The organism is Micromonospora zhanjiangensis (assembly GCF_042650605.1).
GTDB classification, from domain to species: domain Bacteria; phylum Actinomycetota; class Actinomycetes; order Mycobacteriales; family Micromonosporaceae; genus Micromonospora_J; species Micromonospora_J zhanjiangensis.
On the sequence record NZ_JBHSBN010000049.1, the window covers coordinates 1 to 19,573 of the forward strand.

At 68.8% G+C, this 19,573-nt stretch carries 21 protein-coding genes and 6 pseudogenes; 10 read left to right on the forward strand and 17 right to left on the reverse strand.

Annotated features, from left to right (window positions below; translation table 11 throughout):
* Positions 1-171: 171 nt before the first annotated feature.
* Positions 172-795: a TetR/AcrR family transcriptional regulator gene (locus ACFOX0_RS32505; RefSeq protein WP_377553213.1), complete on the reverse strand. Its 624-nt coding sequence runs from the start codon at positions 793-795 to the stop codon at positions 172-174.
* 101 nt (positions 796-896) lie between these two features.
* Between ACFOX0_RS32505 and ACFOX0_RS32510 the strand changes: the two genes are divergently transcribed.
* Entirely contained in the window at positions 897-1,187 is a 291-nt protein-coding gene (locus ACFOX0_RS32510) for a hypothetical protein (RefSeq protein WP_377553215.1), read from the forward strand.
* Between the two features lie 373 nt (positions 1,188-1,560).
* Here the strand turns inward: ACFOX0_RS32510 and ACFOX0_RS32515 are convergent.
* From ACFOX0_RS32515 to ACFOX0_RS32535, 5 genes and pseudogenes are all read right to left on the reverse strand, one after another.
* A pseudogene (locus tag ACFOX0_RS32515) lies at positions 1,561-1,870 on the reverse strand (nucleotidyl transferase AbiEii/AbiGii toxin family protein); the annotation flags it as partial.
* Positions 1,871-1,920: 50 nt separating this feature from the next.
* Entirely contained in the window at positions 1,921-2,124 is a 204-nt protein-coding gene (locus tag ACFOX0_RS32520) for a hypothetical protein (protein WP_377553217.1), read from the reverse strand.
* 511 nt (positions 2,125-2,635) lie between these two features.
* A complete protein-coding gene (locus ACFOX0_RS32525; RefSeq protein ID WP_377553219.1) occupies positions 2,636-3,937 on the reverse strand; it encodes a hypothetical protein in 1,302 nt (433 codons plus the stop codon).
* A complete protein-coding gene (locus tag ACFOX0_RS32530; protein ID WP_377553221.1) occupies positions 3,930-5,078 on the reverse strand; it encodes a hypothetical protein in 1,149 nt (382 codons plus the stop codon). The genes ACFOX0_RS32525 and ACFOX0_RS32530 overlap by 8 nt, the downstream gene beginning before the upstream one ends.
* 5 nt (positions 5,079-5,083) lie before the next feature.
* On the reverse strand, positions 5,084-5,395 hold the full coding sequence (locus ACFOX0_RS32535; protein WP_377553223.1) for a hypothetical protein: 312 nt from the start codon (positions 5,393-5,395) through the stop codon (positions 5,084-5,086).
* Positions 5,396-5,437: 42 nt separating this feature from the next.
* Here ACFOX0_RS32535 and ACFOX0_RS32540 point away from each other — a divergent pair, with 42 nt between their 5' ends.
* The 4 genes and pseudogenes from ACFOX0_RS32540 to ACFOX0_RS32555 all read left to right on the forward strand — a co-directional run bounded on the left by ACFOX0_RS32540 (position 5,438) and on the right by ACFOX0_RS32555 (position 7,695).
* Positions 5,438-5,725 (forward strand): hypothetical protein, encoded by a 288-nt coding sequence (locus tag ACFOX0_RS32540; RefSeq protein ID WP_377553225.1) that lies wholly within the window; start codon positions 5,438-5,440, stop codon positions 5,723-5,725.
* Between the two features lie 33 nt (positions 5,726-5,758).
* Positions 5,759-6,128, forward strand: a pseudogene (locus tag ACFOX0_RS32545) (TOTE conflict system archaeo-eukaryotic primase domain-containing protein); the annotation flags it as partial.
* 246 nt (positions 6,129-6,374) lie between these two features.
* Positions 6,375-7,439 carry a DEAD/DEAH box helicase family protein gene (locus tag ACFOX0_RS32550; RefSeq protein ID WP_377553248.1) on the forward strand — a complete coding sequence of 355 codons (1,065 nt, stop codon included), beginning with the start codon at positions 6,375-6,377 and terminating at the stop codon, positions 7,437-7,439.
* Positions 7,381-7,695, forward strand: a complete 315-nt coding sequence (locus ACFOX0_RS32555) for a hypothetical protein (protein ID WP_377553227.1) — start codon at positions 7,381-7,383, stop codon at positions 7,693-7,695. The genes ACFOX0_RS32550 and ACFOX0_RS32555 overlap by 59 nt, the downstream gene beginning before the upstream one ends.
* 469 nt (positions 7,696-8,164) lie before the next feature.
* On the opposite strand, the pseudogene ACFOX0_RS32560 reads toward ACFOX0_RS32555, so the two are convergent.
* From ACFOX0_RS32560 to ACFOX0_RS32610, 11 genes and pseudogenes are all read right to left on the reverse strand, one after another.
* Positions 8,165-8,731, reverse strand: a pseudogene (locus ACFOX0_RS32560) (NmrA family NAD(P)-binding protein); the annotation flags it as partial.
* 29 nt (positions 8,732-8,760) lie between these two features.
* Positions 8,761-9,159, reverse strand: a pseudogene (locus ACFOX0_RS32565) (NmrA family NAD(P)-binding protein); the annotation flags it as partial.
* A 38-nt stretch (positions 9,160-9,197) separates the two neighbouring features.
* Positions 9,198-9,521 (reverse strand): GNAT family N-acetyltransferase, encoded by a 324-nt coding sequence (locus ACFOX0_RS32570; protein ID WP_377553229.1) that lies wholly within the window; start codon positions 9,519-9,521, stop codon positions 9,198-9,200.
* A complete protein-coding gene (locus ACFOX0_RS32575) occupies positions 9,518-9,664 on the reverse strand; it encodes a hypothetical protein (protein WP_377553231.1) in 147 nt (48 codons plus the stop codon). Before ACFOX0_RS32575 ends, ACFOX0_RS32570 begins: the two co-directional genes overlap by 4 nt.
* A gap of 181 nt (positions 9,665-9,845) precedes the next feature.
* Positions 9,846-10,613 (reverse strand): pirin family protein, encoded by a 768-nt coding sequence (locus ACFOX0_RS32580; RefSeq protein WP_377553233.1) that lies wholly within the window; start codon positions 10,611-10,613, stop codon positions 9,846-9,848.
* Between the two features lie 212 nt (positions 10,614-10,825).
* Entirely contained in the window at positions 10,826-11,146 is a 321-nt protein-coding gene (locus tag ACFOX0_RS32585; protein WP_377553235.1) for a TetR/AcrR family transcriptional regulator, read from the reverse strand.
* Between the two features lie 76 nt (positions 11,147-11,222).
* Positions 11,223-12,164, reverse strand: a complete 942-nt coding sequence (locus ACFOX0_RS32590) for a CPBP family intramembrane glutamic endopeptidase (RefSeq protein ID WP_377553237.1) — start codon at positions 12,162-12,164, stop codon at positions 11,223-11,225.
* Positions 12,165-12,261: 97 nt separating this feature from the next.
* Positions 12,262-12,885, reverse strand: coding sequence for a hypothetical protein (locus ACFOX0_RS32595; RefSeq protein WP_377553239.1), 624 nt, complete (start codon positions 12,883-12,885; stop codon positions 12,262-12,264).
* A 286-nt stretch (positions 12,886-13,171) separates the two neighbouring features.
* Entirely contained in the window at positions 13,172-13,747 is a 576-nt protein-coding gene (locus ACFOX0_RS32600) for a hypothetical protein (RefSeq protein WP_377553250.1), read from the reverse strand.
* A 33-nt stretch (positions 13,748-13,780) separates the two neighbouring features.
* Positions 13,781-13,906 (reverse strand): hypothetical protein, encoded by a 126-nt coding sequence (locus tag ACFOX0_RS32605; RefSeq protein WP_377553252.1) that lies wholly within the window; start codon positions 13,904-13,906, stop codon positions 13,781-13,783.
* Between the two features lie 184 nt (positions 13,907-14,090).
* Positions 14,091-14,531: pseudogene (locus ACFOX0_RS32610) on the reverse strand (protein kinase domain-containing protein); the annotation flags it as partial.
* A 328-nt stretch (positions 14,532-14,859) separates the two neighbouring features.
* Between ACFOX0_RS32610 and ACFOX0_RS32615 the strand changes: the two are divergent.
* The 5 genes and pseudogenes from ACFOX0_RS32615 to ACFOX0_RS32635 form a co-directional block, all read left to right on the forward strand.
* On the forward strand, positions 14,860-17,085 hold the full coding sequence (locus ACFOX0_RS32615; RefSeq protein WP_377553241.1) for an AAA family ATPase: 2,226 nt from the start codon (positions 14,860-14,862) through the stop codon (positions 17,083-17,085).
* A 69-nt stretch (positions 17,086-17,154) separates the two neighbouring features.
* A complete protein-coding gene (locus ACFOX0_RS32620; RefSeq protein WP_377553243.1) occupies positions 17,155-17,601 on the forward strand; it encodes a helix-turn-helix transcriptional regulator in 447 nt (148 codons plus the stop codon).
* A 196-nt stretch (positions 17,602-17,797) separates the two neighbouring features.
* Positions 17,798-18,448, forward strand: coding sequence for an NAD(P)H-binding protein (locus tag ACFOX0_RS32625; RefSeq protein ID WP_377553245.1), 651 nt, complete (start codon positions 17,798-17,800; stop codon positions 18,446-18,448).
* A 47-nt stretch (positions 18,449-18,495) separates the two neighbouring features.
* Positions 18,496-18,993: a hypothetical protein gene (locus tag ACFOX0_RS32630; RefSeq protein ID WP_377553246.1), complete on the forward strand. Its 498-nt coding sequence runs from the start codon at positions 18,496-18,498 to the stop codon at positions 18,991-18,993.
* A gap of 266 nt (positions 18,994-19,259) precedes the next feature.
* A pseudogene (locus ACFOX0_RS32635) lies at positions 19,260-19,573 on the forward strand (IS3 family transposase); the annotation flags it as partial.

A 19,573-nucleotide genomic window follows, 5' to 3' on the forward strand; every position in this document is an offset into this window, starting at 1 on the left:
GCGCCTACACGGCGAGCTCGGCCACGTCCCGCCCGCCGAGCACGAAGCACTACACACGATGACCCACCCAGTCACCGCACCCCTGAAAACCAGCTAACCAACTCTCCATCAAACCCGGGGCTTGACAATCCCTCAGCGCCGAAGGATCGGTGGGTGCCCTGAGGTTTGCGGTCACGCGGGGCGGCACAGGGCGTGCTCGGCGGCGTCGGCCAGCAGGGTGGCGACGGTGTCGGTGGACAGTGATCGTCTGGTGAACAGCAGGTCGAAGGCGTCGAAGCTGGTGTGGAGCCATAGCAGGTGACCGGCCTGGTCGACGGTGACCTCGTCGCGGAGCGCGCCTTGGTTGTGGAGGCGCTGGACCAGGTCGTTCATGCCTTGGGCGCGGCCGTCCTCAAGCCGGCGGACGGTGCCGCCGACGGCGTCGGCGTCGAGTTGCGCCATGGAGAACAGGGCGCGTAGTACGTCTCGGTGCGCGGCGTACATGTGCACATTGCCGGTGATCCCGTCGCGGAGCCCGCGCCGAGCGTCGCTTTGCAGGCCGGAGGTGACCATGTCGGTGAAGCCGCCGCGGTGGAGCAAATCCATACCGAGCGCGTCGAACAGGCCCGCGCGTGATCCGAACACGGTGTAGATCGTCGAGCGGGACACTTCGGCGAGCGTGGCGACCTTGTCCATGCTGACCTGCTCGGAGGGTGCCTCGACGAGGCGCTGGTAGACGGCGTCCAGGATGCGCCGCCGGGTCTGGTCGGCGGCCTTGGCCCGCAGCCGTTGCTCGTACTTACGGGTCGGGGACATGCCTTTGAGTCTACCGCTTTGCTTGACAGCGCGTCCGGCGAAAGACAGGCTGTCTGACGAAAACAGTGCCGTCGTGCCATCAGGAGCCCACATTGCGCGTGATGATTCGCTACGCCGTCAAGCCCGAACTGGTCGATTACAGCATCGAGCTGCTGCGACAGGTCTACGCGGACCTGGAGCACAGCCGACCGCTGCGGCTGCGCTACGAGACCTTCCGTCTTGAGGAAGCCGGCCAGTTTATGGCCATCATCGAATCCGACGGTGGCCCGGCCGAGGCCGCCCACCACCACCTGCCCTCATTCCAGCGCTACCGGACCGCGCTGAACGAGATCTGCACCGAGCCGCCGACCGTGACCCACCTGGCATCGGCCGGGGCCTACCAGTCCTGGTGAACCCGGTCCCACTGCATCCATAGCCCTGGTCCCTGGGCCAGGGACGATGGACTCTGCGGTGCGCGGCGCGGTGCGAGGCTTTGGGGGCGGCCACCGCCCGGTGCGGCGTCCGCACTCCCAGGCCAGTCAACGCCGCAGAGGAGGCATTCCTAGCGATCGGGCCGGGAGCCGCGTCCTGGCTGGAGGAGGCCGCCGCCGAGGGCGTACGCGGGATCGCCTCCAAATTGCTCGGGCCAGGGTCAGCCCCGTCAGCTCCTGGCGATGGCGGTCGGCGCGGCGAGGTCAAGCCACGTCGCTGCCGCACGACTTCCGGCCGTGTCCGCGCTTCCTAAACCGCGTGTTGCGGTCGCCAGGCGTGTCGGCGCTCCGGGGACCAGTTGGCCGCCAGCTCGACCTTGTACGGATGCTCAGGTTGAGCGGGATCGATGACCGCGAGTCGGGCGAAGGTGTCGAACTGCTGCGTCACCTCGACGGAATACCCGCCGGCGCGGTAGCCGTCGACCACGGCTCCACTGCTGCGGCGAACTCGCCGCGTGGCTCCCACGCCGTGAACAGGTCGATGTCCTCGCTCGGGCGGTCGAGGATGCCGTGGGCCTGTACGGCGTAGCCGCCGGCCAGCGCGAATCCGTAGCGGGCAGCGACCCGGAGTCCGATCTCCGCAGGCGGAAGTGAACTTCATCCACACTTATCCGGCCAGCGTTTGGGGTGGCGTGGTCAGTTCGGGAAAGCGTGCCTACCACAACGCCCGCAGGCGGGCCGGGAGCCACAAGTTGGGCCACAAGCGGCGCAGCGTCGAGCCGTGCAACCACCGGCACAGGTGCGCAACCGAATTGGCCTGGTTCAGCACGGTCTGGTACATCAGCTGCAGATCGCCGGCGTCGTCCAGGTCGTAGGTACTGTCGCCGGACCAGTCCAGCGACCGGTCGAGTGTCACCACACCGCGAACCGGACCGTGCAAATCGGAAAGGGCGGCGGCGACGACGAAGTGCCGCTAATCCACGTACCGTGAACCAGGCGGTGCGCCATTGCCGCTGGACATGTCTACCTCCTGATCCAGATCGTACGTCTGAGCGGCGTCGCCGGCTGGTATGACATCGACCTGCCGGCCATAAAACCTCCTGGGATGGGCCTGCGGCCCGATGGTCATCGCTGGAAGGGCGAACACTCGCCTGCCAATCCCGCACTACAGCGGGGTTACGCGGCGGGTTCGGCTTCGAGCGCGCGGCTTTCGGCGTGGGCGGTGTCGCGAACCTTCCGGCGGCGTTCCCGGGTCCGGTGCAGCTGAACCAGCAGCAGGGGTGTCCAGCGCGGCGAGCAGGCCGAGGATCGCCAGGGCGGGCGCAGCAGCGCGGGGATGGTCGCAGCGAGGACGGGCTCGGAATGATCGAGCCCCCAGCCGACGCTGTCTGCCCTGCGAGCAAGTGGTTGTTGAGCTGCCGCGGCCTGGTTCATCCTGCCGGGTTGGTGGTGTATCCGAGGGCGCGCAGTGCGCGTCGGAACTGTGTTTCGTGTTCGACGGGTACGGCGAGGTGGCGGTCGCCGACGAGGGTGCACAGGGTGCGCAGTTTCGGGTCGCGGGCGACGAGGGTCGCGAGGGGCGCATCGGCGCATTCGACGAGGCGGACGAGGCCACGGTCGCTGATCCTCGTCGCCCGGGTGGTCACGTCGTCGACGAGGACGGCGAGCGCTGCTGGCAGGTCGTGCATTGCACGATCCGTCAGGAAGGTGACGAACTGGCCGAGCGGCCGTCCGGTTTCGGCTGCGGCGAGCAGCGTGTCGGCGCGTACGGTCCAGACCCGGTCGCCGGTGTGTTCGGCGTGGGCGTCGAGGACGAGCCGGTCGGCGGCGGTTGGGTCGCCGACGGCGACGATGTCCAGGGTTGGCAGGACCTTCAGGGTCCGCTCCGGCTCCGTGGTGCTGGCGGGTGGCTGATGGTCGCCGGTCAGCCCGAGTGCGTGGGCGCCGAGCGGGTTGAGTCGAATGGCGCGCAGGCCGTCGTAGCGGCTGAGGTAGTCGAGGTCTTCGGCGCCCCAGTTACCGTGGTAGTCGGTGCGGGCGCCGACCGGGTCGGTGTACTGGACGTCGATGAGGCCGAGGGTCGCGGCGTACTCGAACAGCACGGCGAGGGTGTACCGGCCCTCGAGGATCGGCCAGTCGGCGAATCCGCTGTAGCCGAGGCTGCCGTACTGGGGGTCGACGAGGTACAGCTTCCACAGCCCCCGTTCGCTACGGGCGACGGTCGGGGAGGTCTCCCGGCGGCGGCGCATGGTGGCGAACAGGTCATCGACGGTGATCCACTCGCATTGGGAGGCGGCGAGGGCGGTGGCGACGGCCTTGCGGCGGGTCTTGACCGACGTGAGGACGTTCGCGGCCCGCTGGCCCTTGATCCGGTCGATCCGGTTGAACTCGTCGAGCAGGGTGGTGGTGACCCAGGACCGCCAGAGCTGCCGGATCGTCGCGGCGGCCGGTTTACCGAGGGCGGCGCGTCCGCGATCGGTGAGCTGGAGTCGGCCGCCGGCGAGTTCGGCCAATCCGCCGGCCTGCAGCAGCAGCGGCCACGCGAACGCCGCGATCGGTTCGCCGGGGTAGAAGTCCCCGCCGTCGAGCACCTCGGCGACGGCGGCGACGGTCGCGGCGGCGGGTCGACGGGTCGTTTCGCTGCATCGTAACCGACCGGCTGCCACGAGGTGCAGGACGGCGTGAAGGTTGGCCTCGGCCTGTGTGGCGGTCGACCGGAGGGTGTCAGGCATCGAGTCCTGCCAGGTCGAGTCGTTCGAGCAGGCTGGGCTTACGCGCGTGCACCGCCCGTAGTTCGGCCAGCCGCTGCCGGAACGGCGTGGTGCTGCCGTCGCGTTCGCTGAGGTCGCGCAGGTCGACAAGGAGTTGAACGCCCGTGTCGTAGTCGCGGGGTTTCTTCGTGGCGATGAGTTCGTTGACCCGCTGCCATGCGGCGGGCTGATCGGCTGCGAGGGCGTCGAGGTGCCGTTGCCGGGCGGCCGCCGCGGACCGTTCCTGGCGGATCCGGTCCCGCTCACGCTGCTCGGCGACCTGGCGTTCCCGTTCGGCGCGGAGGTGTGCGGCGGTGGCGAGTAGTTCGCCTGCGGTGCGTGGGGCGGTCGTGGTCGACGTGTCCGGGAGGTGTTCGTCGCGGTACCGGCGCAGCAGCCGGCCGTGCAGGTGACCGTCGCCGCCGGTGACCAGGTCGGCGAGGATGGCGTCCTTCTCTCGGACCGGGAGTGTGGTGACCCAGGAGCGCAGTTGCGCGGCGGTCGGCTCGACGGCGGCCTGCGCCGAAGCGGCCGCCGCGGCCGCGATCAGATCAGGGTCGATGCACAGGAACTCGGCGACCGCGGTGAGCGAGGCGTCGAGCGTGTTCATCCCGGCCGGGACGGGCGGCTCGGGCTCGTCGTCGGCGAGTTCCAGGGACTGTACGCAGCGCAGCCAGCCCAGGTACAGCAGGCGCAGGTCCCCGGCGGCGAGGCCGGCTCGCACCGGGATGATCGAGGCAAGCAGGCCGTGACCGTCGAGGTCCCACTCATCGGTGCCGTCCTCGTCCTCCCGATACAGGTGAACAATGAGGTGTTTACCGGCGGTCCACGCGGAGGCACTGTCACCGACGCAGTAGTGGCCAACGGTGGCGGGGTCGAGCACGTGCTTCGGCAACCGCAGCATGAGCTGGCGGGTGCCCCAGTTCGCCAGGTACAGGTGCGCGTCGAAGTACCGCTCCATCAGCTTGCGCGGGTCACCCTTGAAGTCGCCCCACTGGTAGGTGTTGACGAACCTGGTGGCGGTGATATCGGCCCGGGTGGACAGCGACCGCAGTTCGGCCTGTTCGCGAGTCGTGAGGGGCCGGTCGACGGCGATGAACTCGTAGTACTGGTACTCGCTCACCTTGACTACCGCCCCGCCCAGTACCGGTAGGCGTCGATCCAGTCGGCGCCGTCCGGTGCAGGTGTGGGCAGCGGCAGGTCGAGCAGGTCGATCTTCTGCCGGTGGCGGCCCCGGGCGCAGACCGCGACGATGCTGTCGGCGGTGAGGTCGACCTTCTGCACGACTGCCTCCATGCCGAGGACGGTGGTGGTGAACGGCACCGCCAGATGCTCTTCGAGCATGGTGAACAGGCCGGTGAGCTGTTCGTCGTCGCCGTACGCGTCGACGGTGGCCTCTTCGATCATCGCCTCGAGCGCCGCATTCCGCTTCGATGCCATCGGCGCAGGATAGCGGACCCGTGCCGAGGTGTTCGAAGCCCGATGCCCGAGGATGGTCCGGTGGGTTCGGTCGACGAGTTCGAGGGTCTTCGCCGCGAGCTGCAGCGGTTACGGGCAGAGAACGCCCGACTGTCACGGCTGCTCGAACTGCGCGGCCAGGACACGGCTCCGGCGCCGGAGCAGCTGTCCGCGCCGGTCGCTGCGCCGGGCCTGGTCACGATGGCCTCACCGGTGGCGGACAAGCTGGCGCTGTTCGCCGACCGGTTCCGGGCCCGCGTCGACGTGTATGCCGTGCGGTGGGAGAACACCCGCACCGGCGCCGCCGGGTGAATGCCCGCCGTCGCCGGCGGCTGGCGTAAGGGCATGGACCGGCGCGGCGCTGCGTACCTGCCCCGTACGGGGGAGGTCGTCGCCGCTCATCTTGTCGGCGACGTGTTCATGGGGCTGTACCCGCTGCTGCCTGGCAACACATGCCACTTCGTCGTGGCCGAATTCGACGGCCCGATGGCGATGCTCGACGCCCTGGCTTACATCAAGGCAGCGCGGGCCAGCGCTGTGCCGGCCGCGCTGGAGATCTCCCAGTCCGGTCGCGGCGCCCATGTGTGGATCTTTGTTCCCCAACCAGGACATCCTTCCCGAGGGTGGCTTCGGCAACCTCATCGCCGCACCGCTTCAGGGCCGACGCCGCAAGGACGGACTGACCACGTTCCTCGACCTCGGCACGCTCGAACCGTACGCCGACCAGTGGGCGCTCCTGTCGACGCTGGACCGGCTCAGCCCCGGCGACGCGGAACGTATCGCCCGGCAGGCAAAGCTTGCCACCACCGGTGCCGACGTCGCCTCGATGAGCCGGTCCGCCGCGACCCGGGTACATCCCGCGTTGCCGCCGGTGGTGCACGCGGAAGCCGCTGCCGGGCTGAGCCTCGACGCCGCACAGCTCACCCCGGCTGCGCTGGCGACGTTCAAGCACGCCGCCGCCATGGCCAACCCGAAGTTCTACGAACTGCAGCGACTACGGAAGTCCACCTGGGACACCCCACGATTCATCCGCGGCTACGACCTCACCCTCGATGATCGTCTGGTACTGCCGCGCGGTCTGCGTCACACGATCGCCGCGATCGTCGAACACGCCGGATCGCGGCTGGCCGTCACCGACGGACGGAACCCGGGTTGCGAAATCGACACCGCGTTCACCGCCGAACTCACCACCAAGCAGAGCACCGCAGTCGGCGCACTCCTCGCCCACGACGACGGTGTACTCGTCGCTCCACCAGGTTCCGGCAAGACCGTCATGGCCTGCGCCGTGATCGCCGAGCGCGGCACCTCCACCCTGGTCCTCGTCGACCGCAAAGCATTGGCCGATCAGTGGCGCACCCGCCTCGAACAGTTCCTCGGCATCCATCCCGGCCAGCTCGGCGGCGGCCGGCGCAAGCTCACCGGAGCGGTGGACATCGCGCTGCTGCCCTCCCTGGCCAGACGCGACGACATCGCCACACTCACCCAGGGGTACGGGCACGTCATCATCGACGAATGTCACCACCTCGCGGCCGCCGCGTACGAGCACTCGGTCAAACGGATCGCCGCGCAGTTCTGGCTCGGGCTCACCGCCACACCCGCCCGGCGTGACGGGCTCGGCCAACTCGCCACCTGGCAGCTCGGCCGGATCCGGCACACCATGACCGACGAGGAGCAGGGTACCATCGCAGCCGCGATGGCCATCGATGCCGGAGCACAACGACTGCTGCACGTCCACGACACCACGTTCCGGGCCGGCGACGTGGACCTGAACGCACCAGGCGCACTCGCCGAGATCCACCGATGCCTAACCTTCGACCACACGCGCAACATCCAGATCGCCGACGTCGTCGCCGCAGCCCTCACGCGCGGGCGCAACTGCCTCGTCCTCACCCGGCGGGTCGCCCACGTCGACGCACTCACCGCGATGCTCGCGGCGCGGACATCAGGCGCTCGTACTCCAAGGAGCGATGAGCACCACCGATCGGCGAACCGCCGTCGACCGACTCGGCGAAGCCAAGGCCGGTGACGGCCTCCTCGTCATCGGCACCACACCGTTCATCGGCGAAGGCTTCGACGCCCCAGCGCTCGACACCCTCTTCCTCGCCGGCCCGATCTCCTACGACGGGCTGCTCATCCAGTGCGCCGGACGCGTGATCCGGGCGGCGCCAGGCAAGGACGTTGCCGAGGTTCACGACTACCACGATCCGGCCACTCCGATGCTCGCCGCCTCACTCCAACGCCGAATGCCCGGATACCGAGCACTCGGCTTCTCCAAGGCGTGAGCGCACCGGACCCCTTCGATCTCGCCACCACCCTCGCCGCGCGCCCGCACTACGCGACGTAGGCCCCGGGCACCGACAGGGCGGTCTGCAAGCGCCACGCTTTCCATTACCGCAGCCAAGGCCGGTAGTTTCAGCGTATGCGCATTCAGAGTGCGCATCGATGCGGATCGTGAGGGTTCAGCTCGCCCCTCCGACATGAACTCCCACGACAGCTGGCCGGTTCCCACTACGCCGACCAGGGGCGACGTCAGGCGCAGCTCGTCTGGCTGACGGCAGGGAAGCCGATGGTGGCAGGGGAGTGGTGCGACGACTCCTTTACTCGGCCGGTTTATGCTTCAGGCGACCTGGGCAAACGTGCGTGAGCATGTCGCTGGGCCACCGGGCTACTGGGGGTCAAGGGGTCGCAGGTTCAAATCCTGTCGTCCCGACGGTAAGAGGGTTTCTGCAGGTCGGCGACTTGCGGGGACCCTCAGCTTATTGTTCTGACTCGATGTGGTGGCGTGTGATCCGCTACTGGAACCCTTAACTCGGGTGGTCTAGCGAGCCGATCTCGGGTGTCTCCGCTGTGAATTGCCTGGTAGGCGTACTGCGTCGGCGTCGCTGTGGTCGCTGCTGGACCTCTTAAATTAACGGCAGACGATTTCGGACAGAAAGGACTTGACTCGATGCGGTGTCCGACGTAGGGGGCGGGGCCGAGCAGCACCTGTGAGGCGAAGGCGCCGAGGTCGGCGCGGGCGAGTTGCTGCAGCGGCCGGTCCGCCGGCAGCGGCACGTCGAGTACCCCGCCGCGGATGCGGTCCGCCCCGCCAAGGGCGTTGTCGAAGATGTACGTCGGCCCAAGAATCGGGTAGGGGACGTGACCAGCGGCCAGCTCGGTTTCGATGCGCGCTTTGCTGTCGAAGTGCGGCACACCGCTTCGTTGGTCGGCGCTCGCCACCGAGCTGAACACCAGATGCGGCACCCGAGCCTCGTCGGCGGCTGCCAGGATCGCCCGCCCCTGCGCCATCTCGGCGTCCACGCCGGCCTCGAATGGAGTGGTGTATGCGAAGCTCCCACCGCCCCGGCCATCGCCGCAGCGAGCGAGCGGCGATCATCCAGCGATTCCGCGACCACCTCGACACCCCGGGCGGCCAACCGGCGAGCAGCCCCCCGCCGCGGGTCGCGCACCAGCGCCCGCACCCGGGCTCCGCGGCCCAACAGCGCGCCTCGGTGACGGCGGACCCTTGGCCGCCGGTCGCCCCGAGGACCACGATCGGCGCATCGTCCATCGAACCGCACCCTACCTGGCGAGGACACGTGGTGACCGGTCAACCACCACGCCTCCACGGTATGCGCCCGCCACGGGCCGGCGCCCCCAAGCAGGGGCGGTCCGTGGCGGACGCGGAGAGCGCAGCCCAGGAAGCGCCGGGCCGAGGTGCTTCGGGCGTCGGTACGGGCAGGCAGGCAGGCGGTGGTGGTGTCCACGTGGACGGCGACGGCAGCTCCGGTCGCCGATGCGAGGGTCAGCCGGTGATCTGGGTAAGCCCGAAGCGGTCCCGCTGCTCGTGGCGTACGAGGTCGAGGTAGGTGTGCGCGTTCTGGGCGATGACCTTGCGGACGTACGGGCAGAACGGGAGGACGGCGAGCCCGCGTCGGCGGGCGTCGTCGAGTTCGGCGACGACGAGCTGCCTGCCCAGGCCGCAGCCGCCGAACGCGGGGTCGACCTCGGTGTGGATGAAGGCGATCGTGTCACGGGTGAGCTTGTAGGCGGAGAATGCGGCCAGTTGCTCGCCATCGTAGATCTCGTAGCGATTCTTGGCCGGGTTGTCGCGGACGGCGGCGGTCACGAGGTGTCCTTTCCTGCGTATGGGATCCGGCCGTTGCCGGACGGGTCGGCGGTCGCCTGCGGCCTGACCGGGCGGCGACTGGTGTACTCCACGCCGGCGTCGTCCAGTCGGCGCACGATCTCGTCCCAGCGCTGCGCCGCCACGACCTCGTCCGCCGCGTCCTCGTGCCGGCCGGTACCCGCCGGCCGAGCGCCGCTGCCTCGCGGCCGAGTTGGTGGACGGAGCCGACGCCGAAGACCACCCGCACCGGGTGGCCTTCGGCGAGCACAGGCACGTGCCTCGGCAGGTTCACGGCGTCTCTCGGCGTCCTCGGTCAGGGTGCGTTCAGGCGGCGAGGGTGGCGTGCATTTCCCACACCAGGATCTCCGCGGGCTCGGTCGCGGTGACCCGCTGCCCGCCGGTGGCGGTGAAGCGGACGGCGTCTCCTGTGTGCAGCGCGTCGGCACCTTCGAGCGTCACGTTGCCGCGCGGCACGAACAGGTGCAGGTACGGTGCCTCGGGCAGCTCGACGCTCTGGCCGGGCGTCAGGCGGGCGGCGTAGAGCGCCGCGTAGCGGTTCTTGATCCGGATCGCTGCCTCGCCGTCATGCCGGTCCATGCCGGAGGCGACGGGAATGAGCGAGCCGGACGACAGCAGCTTCTCGTCGATTTCGAGCTGTTCGTAGCCGGGGGTGATGCCGGCCTCGTCGGGCGCGACCCACATCTGTACAAAGTGCACAGATTCGTCGTGCTTGTTGTCCTGCAGCCGCCAGGAGTCGTTCTTTTCGGAGTGCAGGATGCCGGTGCCGGCGCTCATCCGTTGAGCGAGGCCGGGATAGATCACCCCGTTGTGGCCGATGGAGTCCTGGTGGACCAGCGACCCACGCAGGACCCAGGTGACGATCTCCATGTCGCGGTGCGGGTGGGTCTCGAAGCCTGTGCCGGGTACGACGATGTCGTCATTGTTGACCAGCAGCAGCCCATGGTGGGTGTTGTGGCGGTCGTTGTGGTGGCCGAACGAGAACGAGTGCTTGGAGTCCAGCCAACCGAAGTCCGTCTTGAACCGGTCGTCCGCGCGGCGGATGTCGATCTGCGGGTTTAGCGGGGTGCGCATGGGAGGGCCTTTCACTGCGAGGGAGGAGAACGTGGGGCGTGTGGTGGCCGCGCGGCCGGCGTCGTGGATAACGCCCCCGCGCGTCGGGGTAGGTCAGTCGGTTCTAGTCGTTCCTGAGGTTTGTCCAGCGGGTGTTTCTGACGACCCGCGGCGAGAGACGATGAGGATCGACCGCCCGTCGGGCGTGGCGGTCCCCGAGCCAGAGGAGCCGGTCACGGAACGTTGGCCAGGACCGCCCGAGCGATCGGCGTCGAGCCCTGAGTGAGTTCGAGGATCCGCCTGCGGATCCGGGGCTCGTGGAGCAGTTCCGCCAGCGTGGCGGCCACGTCCTCACGGGGGATCTCGTCGTGGGGCTGCGCGTCCATCAACTCGCGCTGGGTGGGGAAGTGCTGCACGGATCCGGTGCTCACTCCGGCCCGTGCCGCGACCACCCGAACACTCGGTGTCGTCGAGGGTTCCTCGCCCAGCATCGCCGCTGCAGCCCAGAGGATCTTGTCGCGGCTGCTGAGGCCCGCTGGCGGCCCCGTCTTCATCCGATACCTCCCATTACGCCGTATCAATCATTTGGCTACCCACGCCCCGGGCGGACGAACCGGTGGAGTTCCGTTGTCAACGAGCCGCGGGCCCCGAGGGCACGGGCGCAGGTCGCACGGCCGGCGAGTGCGGTGTTCGCGTAGGGCCGCTGCGCCGAGTGCGCATCCCGACCACCAGGGCCGTGATGACGACAACTGCGCTGGGGACGAGGACCCCGATCGTCTCGGCGCCCGCTGCGCGATCCGTCGCGAGGTTGGCGATATCGGTGCGCAGCGCAGCATCGAACACGAAGGACAGGGTGTTGTACACCGCGTGTAGCACCACTGCGATCTCGATGCCCCCGGTGCGCCAGGTGATGAGAGCGAGCCCGACGCCGAAGATCAGGTACCAGACGTTCAGCCAGATGTCGGTCGACAGGTGGACGACCGCGAAGGCGACGCTGGAGACCAGCACACCGACCGCGAGGCCCGCCCGCGCTCCGCGCGTCCAGCCGCCGGCGACGCGGAAGATGAGCCCACGGAACCCGTACTCCTCACCCGCGGCCTGGAGGGGTGTGAGCAGGAGCGTGGCGAGGAGTATCCACAGCACGTCGGTGTGGCTCCATTCGGTCTGCGGCAGCGGGACCCAGTAGTGGAACGCCATGACGGCAACCCACGCGGGGGTGATCAGAAGCAGCGCGCGCCCGAAGATGTCGAACCGGAATCGCGAGATCACCGAGTGCAGCGAGGGGCCTCTCACGCCGTAGAGCCAGCGCTGGATGAGCATGCTCCACGGGATGACCAGTGCGACGGAAACCATGCCGGCGGCGTGCATCAGGGGCGTCCACTCAGCGCGGCCGTCGGTGTCGATCGCGGCATCCACGAACGCCGCCATCAGGCTGAGAGCGACGCCGGACAGCGTCATCCCGCCGATCAGAAGCACGATCGCGAGGATGCCACGACCGATGCGACGTCTCTCCCCGGCGAGCACCCGGTGGTACTCGACATCGGGCGGAACGGTGTGCGCTTGCTTGCTCATGAGTCTTGGTCCTTTCGAGGTGGATGGGTGGAGCAGGCGTAAGAGTGGTTCGGGGTCGTGGCTTAGGCACCGGCGCCGTTGAGCAACCAGTGGTACTTCAGGCGCAGCGCGCGCTCGGTGCTGGCAAGTCCAGCCGCAAGAACCAGGGCGATGTTGAGCCAGAGCGGTAGATGCAGCGGCGACTCGAAGTGCCCGAATTGCTGTGCGAGCGGCGGAATCTGAGAGAGAGGGGCTCCAGCAGCTGCAGCACGTTCACCCCCACGCCGATGATCAGCATGCCGACCGAGATCGCGCCCACCCAGCGGTTGAGCACTGGATGATCTCGATCGAATCGAAGCCTCCTGCCGATCGCCGTCCGCGGGTGCGGGGTCAGCTGACGTGCGGCGCCGCCTTCCGGCTGAAAGTGTGCGCGCCGGATCCCGGGCGAGCTAAGAGACACCTCGAGCACGCCGCCCTCGACGGGCATGACAGCGGGCAGGGGCGACTCGGCATGGTGCCGCCCGTCGAGGTACAGATGCACCGTGCCGAGGCCGCCGGCCTGCTTGCCGGAGACGCGGACGTCGACTAGATAGGTGACTCGGCTGCCGTCTGGGCGTACGAGCGGCAGCGCGAACAGGCGTCGCCCCACGAGCAGGTGCCGCCAGCGGAAGGGCTCGATCAGACGGCCGTCTCCGGCACGGGTTCGGTTCGCACCCTTTCGGCGCCGTCGATCGCTCAGCATCAACACACTCCTTCCGAGCAACTCAGTGACCATTACGCTGTAAAGCTGTTCGTGCGGCACGCACTCGAGGCGCTGGGTTGGACGATGAGGCTCTCCAGCAGGGGGCCTGGCGGAGGGTCGGCCCGATCGAGGCAGGATGGTCTGGACGCCGTGGGGCTTGTCTGCCAGGTACTCGAGGCGGAGCGCAGGGTCTCGCCCGACGGCGCTGTGCCGGCGTCGTCTTTCGGCCCGCCGGGGTCGCGGTCCCGCCCCCGGCGAGCGGTTCGTCCTGCTGCTCGGTCATGGCTCACGACACCTCGACGACGAAGGTGAGCGTGGCCCACGCCGCGACGGTGCCAATCGTCGTCCAGATGACAATGGCGATGGCCTGCCAGAGCAGGACCCACCGGCGTGGAGTTCCGCCACTCACGAGGATCGCCGACGTGATCTGGGTCGGGATGGCGAGAGGGCCGAGGATGCTCGCGCCGGGGACGCCAAAAAGGACGAGCCATCTGTTGAAGCGCTGACGCCCCTTCGACTTCGGCTTCGTGGCCGCGGTCTCCTGGAACGACTCCCCGAGGGCGCTCGATCGCGCTCCTGCGCCTCCGCTCAACCCGACCGGGCTGGGTCGTCGATCGACGATAGCCGTCCTGGTGCGTGACGTGACCGCGACGACCAGCAGAACGCACAGAAAGTTCCCTGTGGCTGCTGCGACGGCTACGAAGATGGGATGGAGACCACCGGCTATGCCAATGACGGCCGCTCCCTCACCATCGATAAACGGGATCGCGCCCGCGAGCATGATGATGAACGGCTGGACGATCTCGGGCACTTGGGCGACGAGTTCCTGGAAGTTGCTGATGAGCTGCTCGATGGGACTCATGTCTGACCTTCACTTTTATGTGATGTGAGTGCGTCATGTGGTGGCGCGGCAGTCCTCGCCGTCGAGGGAGTCGATGAAGGTGCGCAGGGCGTCGTTGACCTCGCCGACGTGCGGCCAGAGCAGCCCGTGGGACGCCCTCGATCTCCACGTAGTGGGCATCGGGCAGTGCCTGAGAGAAGCGGCGGGCCGTCGCGTCGATGGGCAGGATCCTGTCGGCGGTGCCGTGCAGGATCAGAGCCGGTTTCCCGCTGCTACGGACGGCGTCGACATCACTACGGAAGTCCTCGATCCACGCGGAGACGACGGCGTAGGACGCCACCGGGGCGCTGGGAGACCGCCCGGTCAGCAGCTCGTAGAGCAGACAGCCCGCGGAGTACAGGTCGCTGCGGGCGTCGACGATCTCACCGCGCACTTGTTCGGGAGAGAGGTACTGGGCGGTTTTGAGGAGCGCGTGAGTCTGGGTTGCCGTGGCGCCGGCATCACCATCGACACGCGCGATGCCGAAGTCCACGACCTTGATTGCGCCGTCGGGAGTGACCATGACGTTGGCGGGCTTGATGTCGCGATGGACAACGCCTGCGCGATGGCTGAACTCGAGTGCCGACAGGACCGCTACCTGATGCTGGATCGACTTTTCCAGCGCGAGTGCGCCCTCGCGGAGGCGGGCCTGCGCGACCCAGCGCTCGAGACGGATGTCACGAGCCAGGTGAACAACGGCCATGCCGCCCCGGCCCAGGACGTCGCAGAGCACATAGCGTCCGCCAAGCACGCGATCCGTGCTCATGAGGTCTCCTCAACTTTCTCGTGGTCGGTGCGCGTACCGGGACGGGTTCGACGTCGGATGGTTCGTCTGGTCTGAAGACGCCCGCCACGGGGCTCCGGAGTCCGTCAGCCCCGGGTGCGCCGGGGTCCGGATGCCCGGTCCTGGCGACGTCATCAGGTTCGCACCGGAGGCCGAGCCCTCGCGTCGGTCACAACCACGTAGGTCTTCACGGCCTGGCGCCACCGAGAACCTCTGAGGTGGCAGGTGCTAACCCGGAACATCGCGCTTCGCATCAGGGACGACTACGGTGGCGGCTACCTACATCTGGCGCGTTGACGGGAGCAAAACCTTGGCGGATCTCGTGGGCCGGCGCTCAGAGTGTGACGCGGTCGAGAAGCTCCTCTCCCTGGCTCGGTTCGGGCGCAGCGGCTCTCTTGTTGTGCGCGGAGAAGCCGGTATCGGGAAGACCGCCCTGCTCGAGCACGCTCACCAGACGGCACTCGCCTCGGCCTTCCGGGTGGTGCCCTCGGTCGGCGCCGAGTCCGAGACGCAGTTCGCGTTCGCTGGGCTGCACCAGTTATGTGCTCCCCTGCTGGAACGCACCGGCACGCTGCCCGAGCCGCAACGGACCGCCCTCGGGGTGGCGTTCGGACTCCACGGTGGTGCCGCGCCGGACCGGTTCTTGGTCGGGCTGGCCGTCCTCAACCTGTTGGCCGAGGTCGCCGAGGAACAACCGCTGCTGTGCCTTGTCGACGACGCGCAGTGGCTGGATGAGGCATCGGCGCAGGTCCTGGCCTTCGTGGCCCGACGGGTGGGGGCCGAAAGGTTGGCCCTCGTGTTCGGGGTGCGCGACTCCGACGACGGCGACCGCCTTCCGTTCGCCGGGTTACCAGAGCTAGGTCTGGAGCGGCTCGGCGCGTCCGATGCCCGGGTGCTGCTCAACGCTGCGGTGCGCACACCGCTGGACGAGGGGGTGCGCGAACGGATCCTCGCCGAAGCGGGCGGCAACCCGTTGGCGCTGCTGGAGCTGCCCCGTAACATGCGGTCGCCATACTTGGCCGGAGGGTTCGAGCTGCCCGACGCGCTGAGCGTCCCACGCCGCTTGGAGGAGGGCTTCCGACGCCGGTCAGCCAGCCTGCCCCCGCAGACGCAGCTGCTGCTGCTGGTCGCCGCGTCCGAGCCGACAGGCGACGTGGCCCTGCTGTGGCGTGCGGCCGCGCACCTGGGCCTGGCTCGCGAGGTTGCGACACCCGCGGAGGTCACCGGGCTGCTGGAGATCGACGTCCGGGTACGGTTCCGTCACCCGCTGGTGCGGTCCGCAGTGTACCAGGCGGCCACCCTCCCGGACCGTCGCCGCGCCCACGGCGCGCTGGCCGAGGCGACCGACCCACAGGCCGACCCGGATCGCCGTGCCTGGCACCGCGCACAGGCGGTGTTCGGAGCTGACGAAGAGGTCGCTGAAGGGTTGGAGCGCTCGGCCGAGCGGGCGCGTGCCCGCGGGGGTGTGGCCGCCGCGGCCGCGTTCCTGCAGCGCGCAGCCGAGCTGTCCCCTGAGCCTGCCGCTCGCGCGAGGCGGGCACTGGATGGCGGCCACGCCAAGCACGAGTCCGGTGCGACCGAGGCTGCTCTGGCATTGCTGGCGGTCGCGGCGGCGGGGCCGCTGGACGCCCTGAAACGCGCCCGCCTCGAGCTGCTTCGCGCCCAGATCGGGTTCCACCTGACACGAGACAGCGACGTGCCGGGGAGGCTGCTGGACGCGGCCAAGATGCTCGCCCCGCTGGACACCGCACTTTCTCGCGAGACCTATCTGCACGCGCTGGATGCGGCGGTCATCAACGGCGGCGACGACGCGACGCACATCGCCGCAGCGGCCCTGGCCGCTCCTCCAGCCGAAGTACCGGCTCGGCCCGTGGACCTGCTCCTCGACGGCCTCGCGACGACCCTGACGGGGGGATACACGGCGGGAGCACCCGGGCTACGGCGCGCCATTGAAGCGATTCGCGACAGCTCGTACGCAGATACTGGGCGGGACCGTCACAGCGACCGCTGGCTGTGGCTGGCCGGCCGCAGCGCAGTAGCGATGTTCGACGACGAGCTGCTCTACCTCCTGGCCAGCCGCAACGTCCAGTTGGCTCGTGAGGCCGGCGCGCTGGCGACGCTCCCCACCGCGCTGAACCTCTTCTCGATCACATCGGTCCTGATGGGCGAGCTCGCCCGAGCCGGCGAGCTCGCCGCCGAGGCGGCTGCGATCACGCAAGCCACCGGCGGCGTGGAGCTGCGGCATGCTCGCGTCATCCTGGGTGCCTGGCGTGGCGACCAGGCCGAGACCACCGCGCTCAGCGCTAGCACCGCCCAAGACGTCGCCTATCCCGACGGGAGCACGGACGCATCCCAGGCTCAGTACGCGATGGCGGTGCTCAACAACGGGCTGGGCAACTACGCGGTGGCCCAGGAGGCCGCGGCCCAGGCGTGCACGTCGCGTGAGATTGCGATCAGCGGCTCGAGCCTCACGGAGTTCATCGAGGCTTGCGTCCGTGCGGGGCAGCCGGAGCGCGCGACCCAGGCGATGGAGTAGTTCGGCGCCCGGGCTCGCGTCAGCGGCACGCCGTGGGCACTGGGGCTGGTGGCGCACTCACAGGCGCTCATGAGCACCGGATCGTCGGCCGAGGATCAGTACCGCGCGGCGATCGAACACCTCGGGAGCAGCCGGATGCGCGGCTACCTCGCCCGCGCCCACCTCGTCTACGGCGAGTGGCTACGCCGTGAAGGACGCCGCCGAGACGCCCGAGACCAGCTCCGCACCGCCCACCAGCTCCTCACCGACATGGGCGCTGAAGCATTCGCCGCACGCGCCGCAAGCGAGCTCCGCGCCACAGGCGAGCACCCACGCGCACGAACTGCCCAGCCGACCGACGAGCTCACCACCCAAGAGCTGCACGTCGCGCGGCTGGTGGCCACCGGAGCAACCTCCCGTGAGGTCGGCACACAGCTGTTCCTCAGCCCACGGACCATCGAAGCCCACTTGCGCAACATCTTCCGCAAGCTCGGCATCACCTCACGCCGTCAGCTCAAGGAGCTGAACCTTCCCTGACCAGGCGGGCGCGGGTGTCACGAGTATCGGTGGGTTCTACCGACGCGAAGCCTCACCGCGGCTGCGAGCCTGACGAGATGCTCCAATCCACCCACGCCCTCGACTTGCCCTTCCTTGCAGGCACATCCTTCGTCCTCGAGGAAGCGACGGTCGCCATCACGCTCCAAGCGCTGCATGGCGTCACAATCGGACCGCGATGAAGGTCTTCATCCTTGGTGTCAGTGGCGCCGTGGGCAGGTTGCTCGCCGATGACCTGTCCGAGCGCGGCGACGCCGTGTCCGGCTTGGTTCGTCGGGACGAGCAAAAGTTCGAGCTCTCGAAGCGGGGCGTCCACGCATCCGTAGGTCAGCTCGCGGACATGAGCGTGGACTCCCTGGGATCGATGCTCCGTGGGGTCGATGCAGTGGTGTACACCGCGAGATCGAACGGCGGCGCCAGGGATGTCACGGCAGCGATCGACGGTGAGGGCGTCATCAGAGCTCTTGAGGCCACAACTCTGGCCGGGGTGCACCGCTTCACACTGGTGTCCGTGATGCCCGAGGCCGGGCGCGACCAGGACCTGAGCGACGACGAGGGATTCTACTTCGCGGTCAAGAAGCTCGTCGACGTCACGGTGAGCCAGAGCGACCTCGACTGGCTGATCCTCCGGCCGTCGATGCTCATTGACCGGCCGGGAATCGGCAGCGTGTCCCTCGGCCCGGCGCAGCCGCACGACGAGATCGCGCGCGAGGACGTCGCCGCCACGCTAGCAGCGCTGCTCCACGAGCCACGGATCCGGCGTCAGATCCTCGAGCTCACTCAAGGATCGACACCGATCGCCTTCGCCGTCAGCGCGAACCTCCCTTGATGACCCCACTCAGGCGTCCGAGGGATCCTGGCAACAGTTCGGCGAGCATGCTGATGCGGGTCTCCCGGGTGATCTCGTCGTCGTTGGCGACATCGTCGCAGGCGTCGAGGAAGGCCAGCAGGAAGCCCGCGTCGCCGGAGATGACGTCGGAGCTGCGCGACAGTCGCCTGCCCCAGCGGCTGTACCCGGGCTACTGGGATAACCTCGCCCGCTGCTGCGGCACCGCCGGCGTCGGAAAGCTGCTACTCGACCGCTTCCAGGCCGCCGCCGACCCCGCCCTGCTCACGTGGGCCAACATGCTCGCCGCGGACGTCCTCGCCCGCACCGCCCCCACCCCATCAGGGGTCACCTGGTCCAACACCCAGCACACCAGGACCCCGCCGGATCTGCAGCCGGCACCCGGCTTCATGCAGGGCACCCGACGGGATCGCCGGCTGCCTCGCCCGGCTCGCCGCACCCGCCACTCCGCCCGTCCTGCCCTGGCTGTGACCCGACCCCGTCGACCGCCCTGCCCGGCGGACGGTGGTGCACCGGCTCGACCGTGACGGATCGCCGAGCGCGCGGATGCGCGACTAGTGTTCACCGCCAAGTCATCAACGGGATCTTGTAAAAGCTGCGCACGGGTACGCCGTGGCGTGATCTCCCGGAACCGTTCCCCTGTCTGTCAGGCTGAGATGAGGCAGCCGTTCCCGGAGCGTTAGGCTTGCCGGGAGACAGGAAGAGGATCATCGTGACACTACCCAGCACCCCGGGTGATCAGGGCGGACGACCGAAGCGGCGATCCTTCACCGCGGAGTACAAACTACGCATCGTGGCGGAGTATGAGGCGGCGAAAGCGTCTGGTGAGGGCGCGGCGATCCTGCGTCGGGAGGGCCTGTACCACTCCCACATCCTGGAGTGGCGCGCCGCCCGCGACGCCGGCGCGTTGACCGCGCTGGGCACCCGCAAGAGCCCGGTGAGTGAGAGCCGGCGCCGTAGCGGGGAGGCGACCGAGGTAGAGCGGCTGCGGCGGCGCAATGAGCGCCTGGAAGCGGATTTGGCGCGGACGAAGACCGCCCTGGAGATCATGGGAAAAGCGCACGCGCTCTTGGAGACGCTGTCCGAGAGCGCGGACAGCACGGCGCC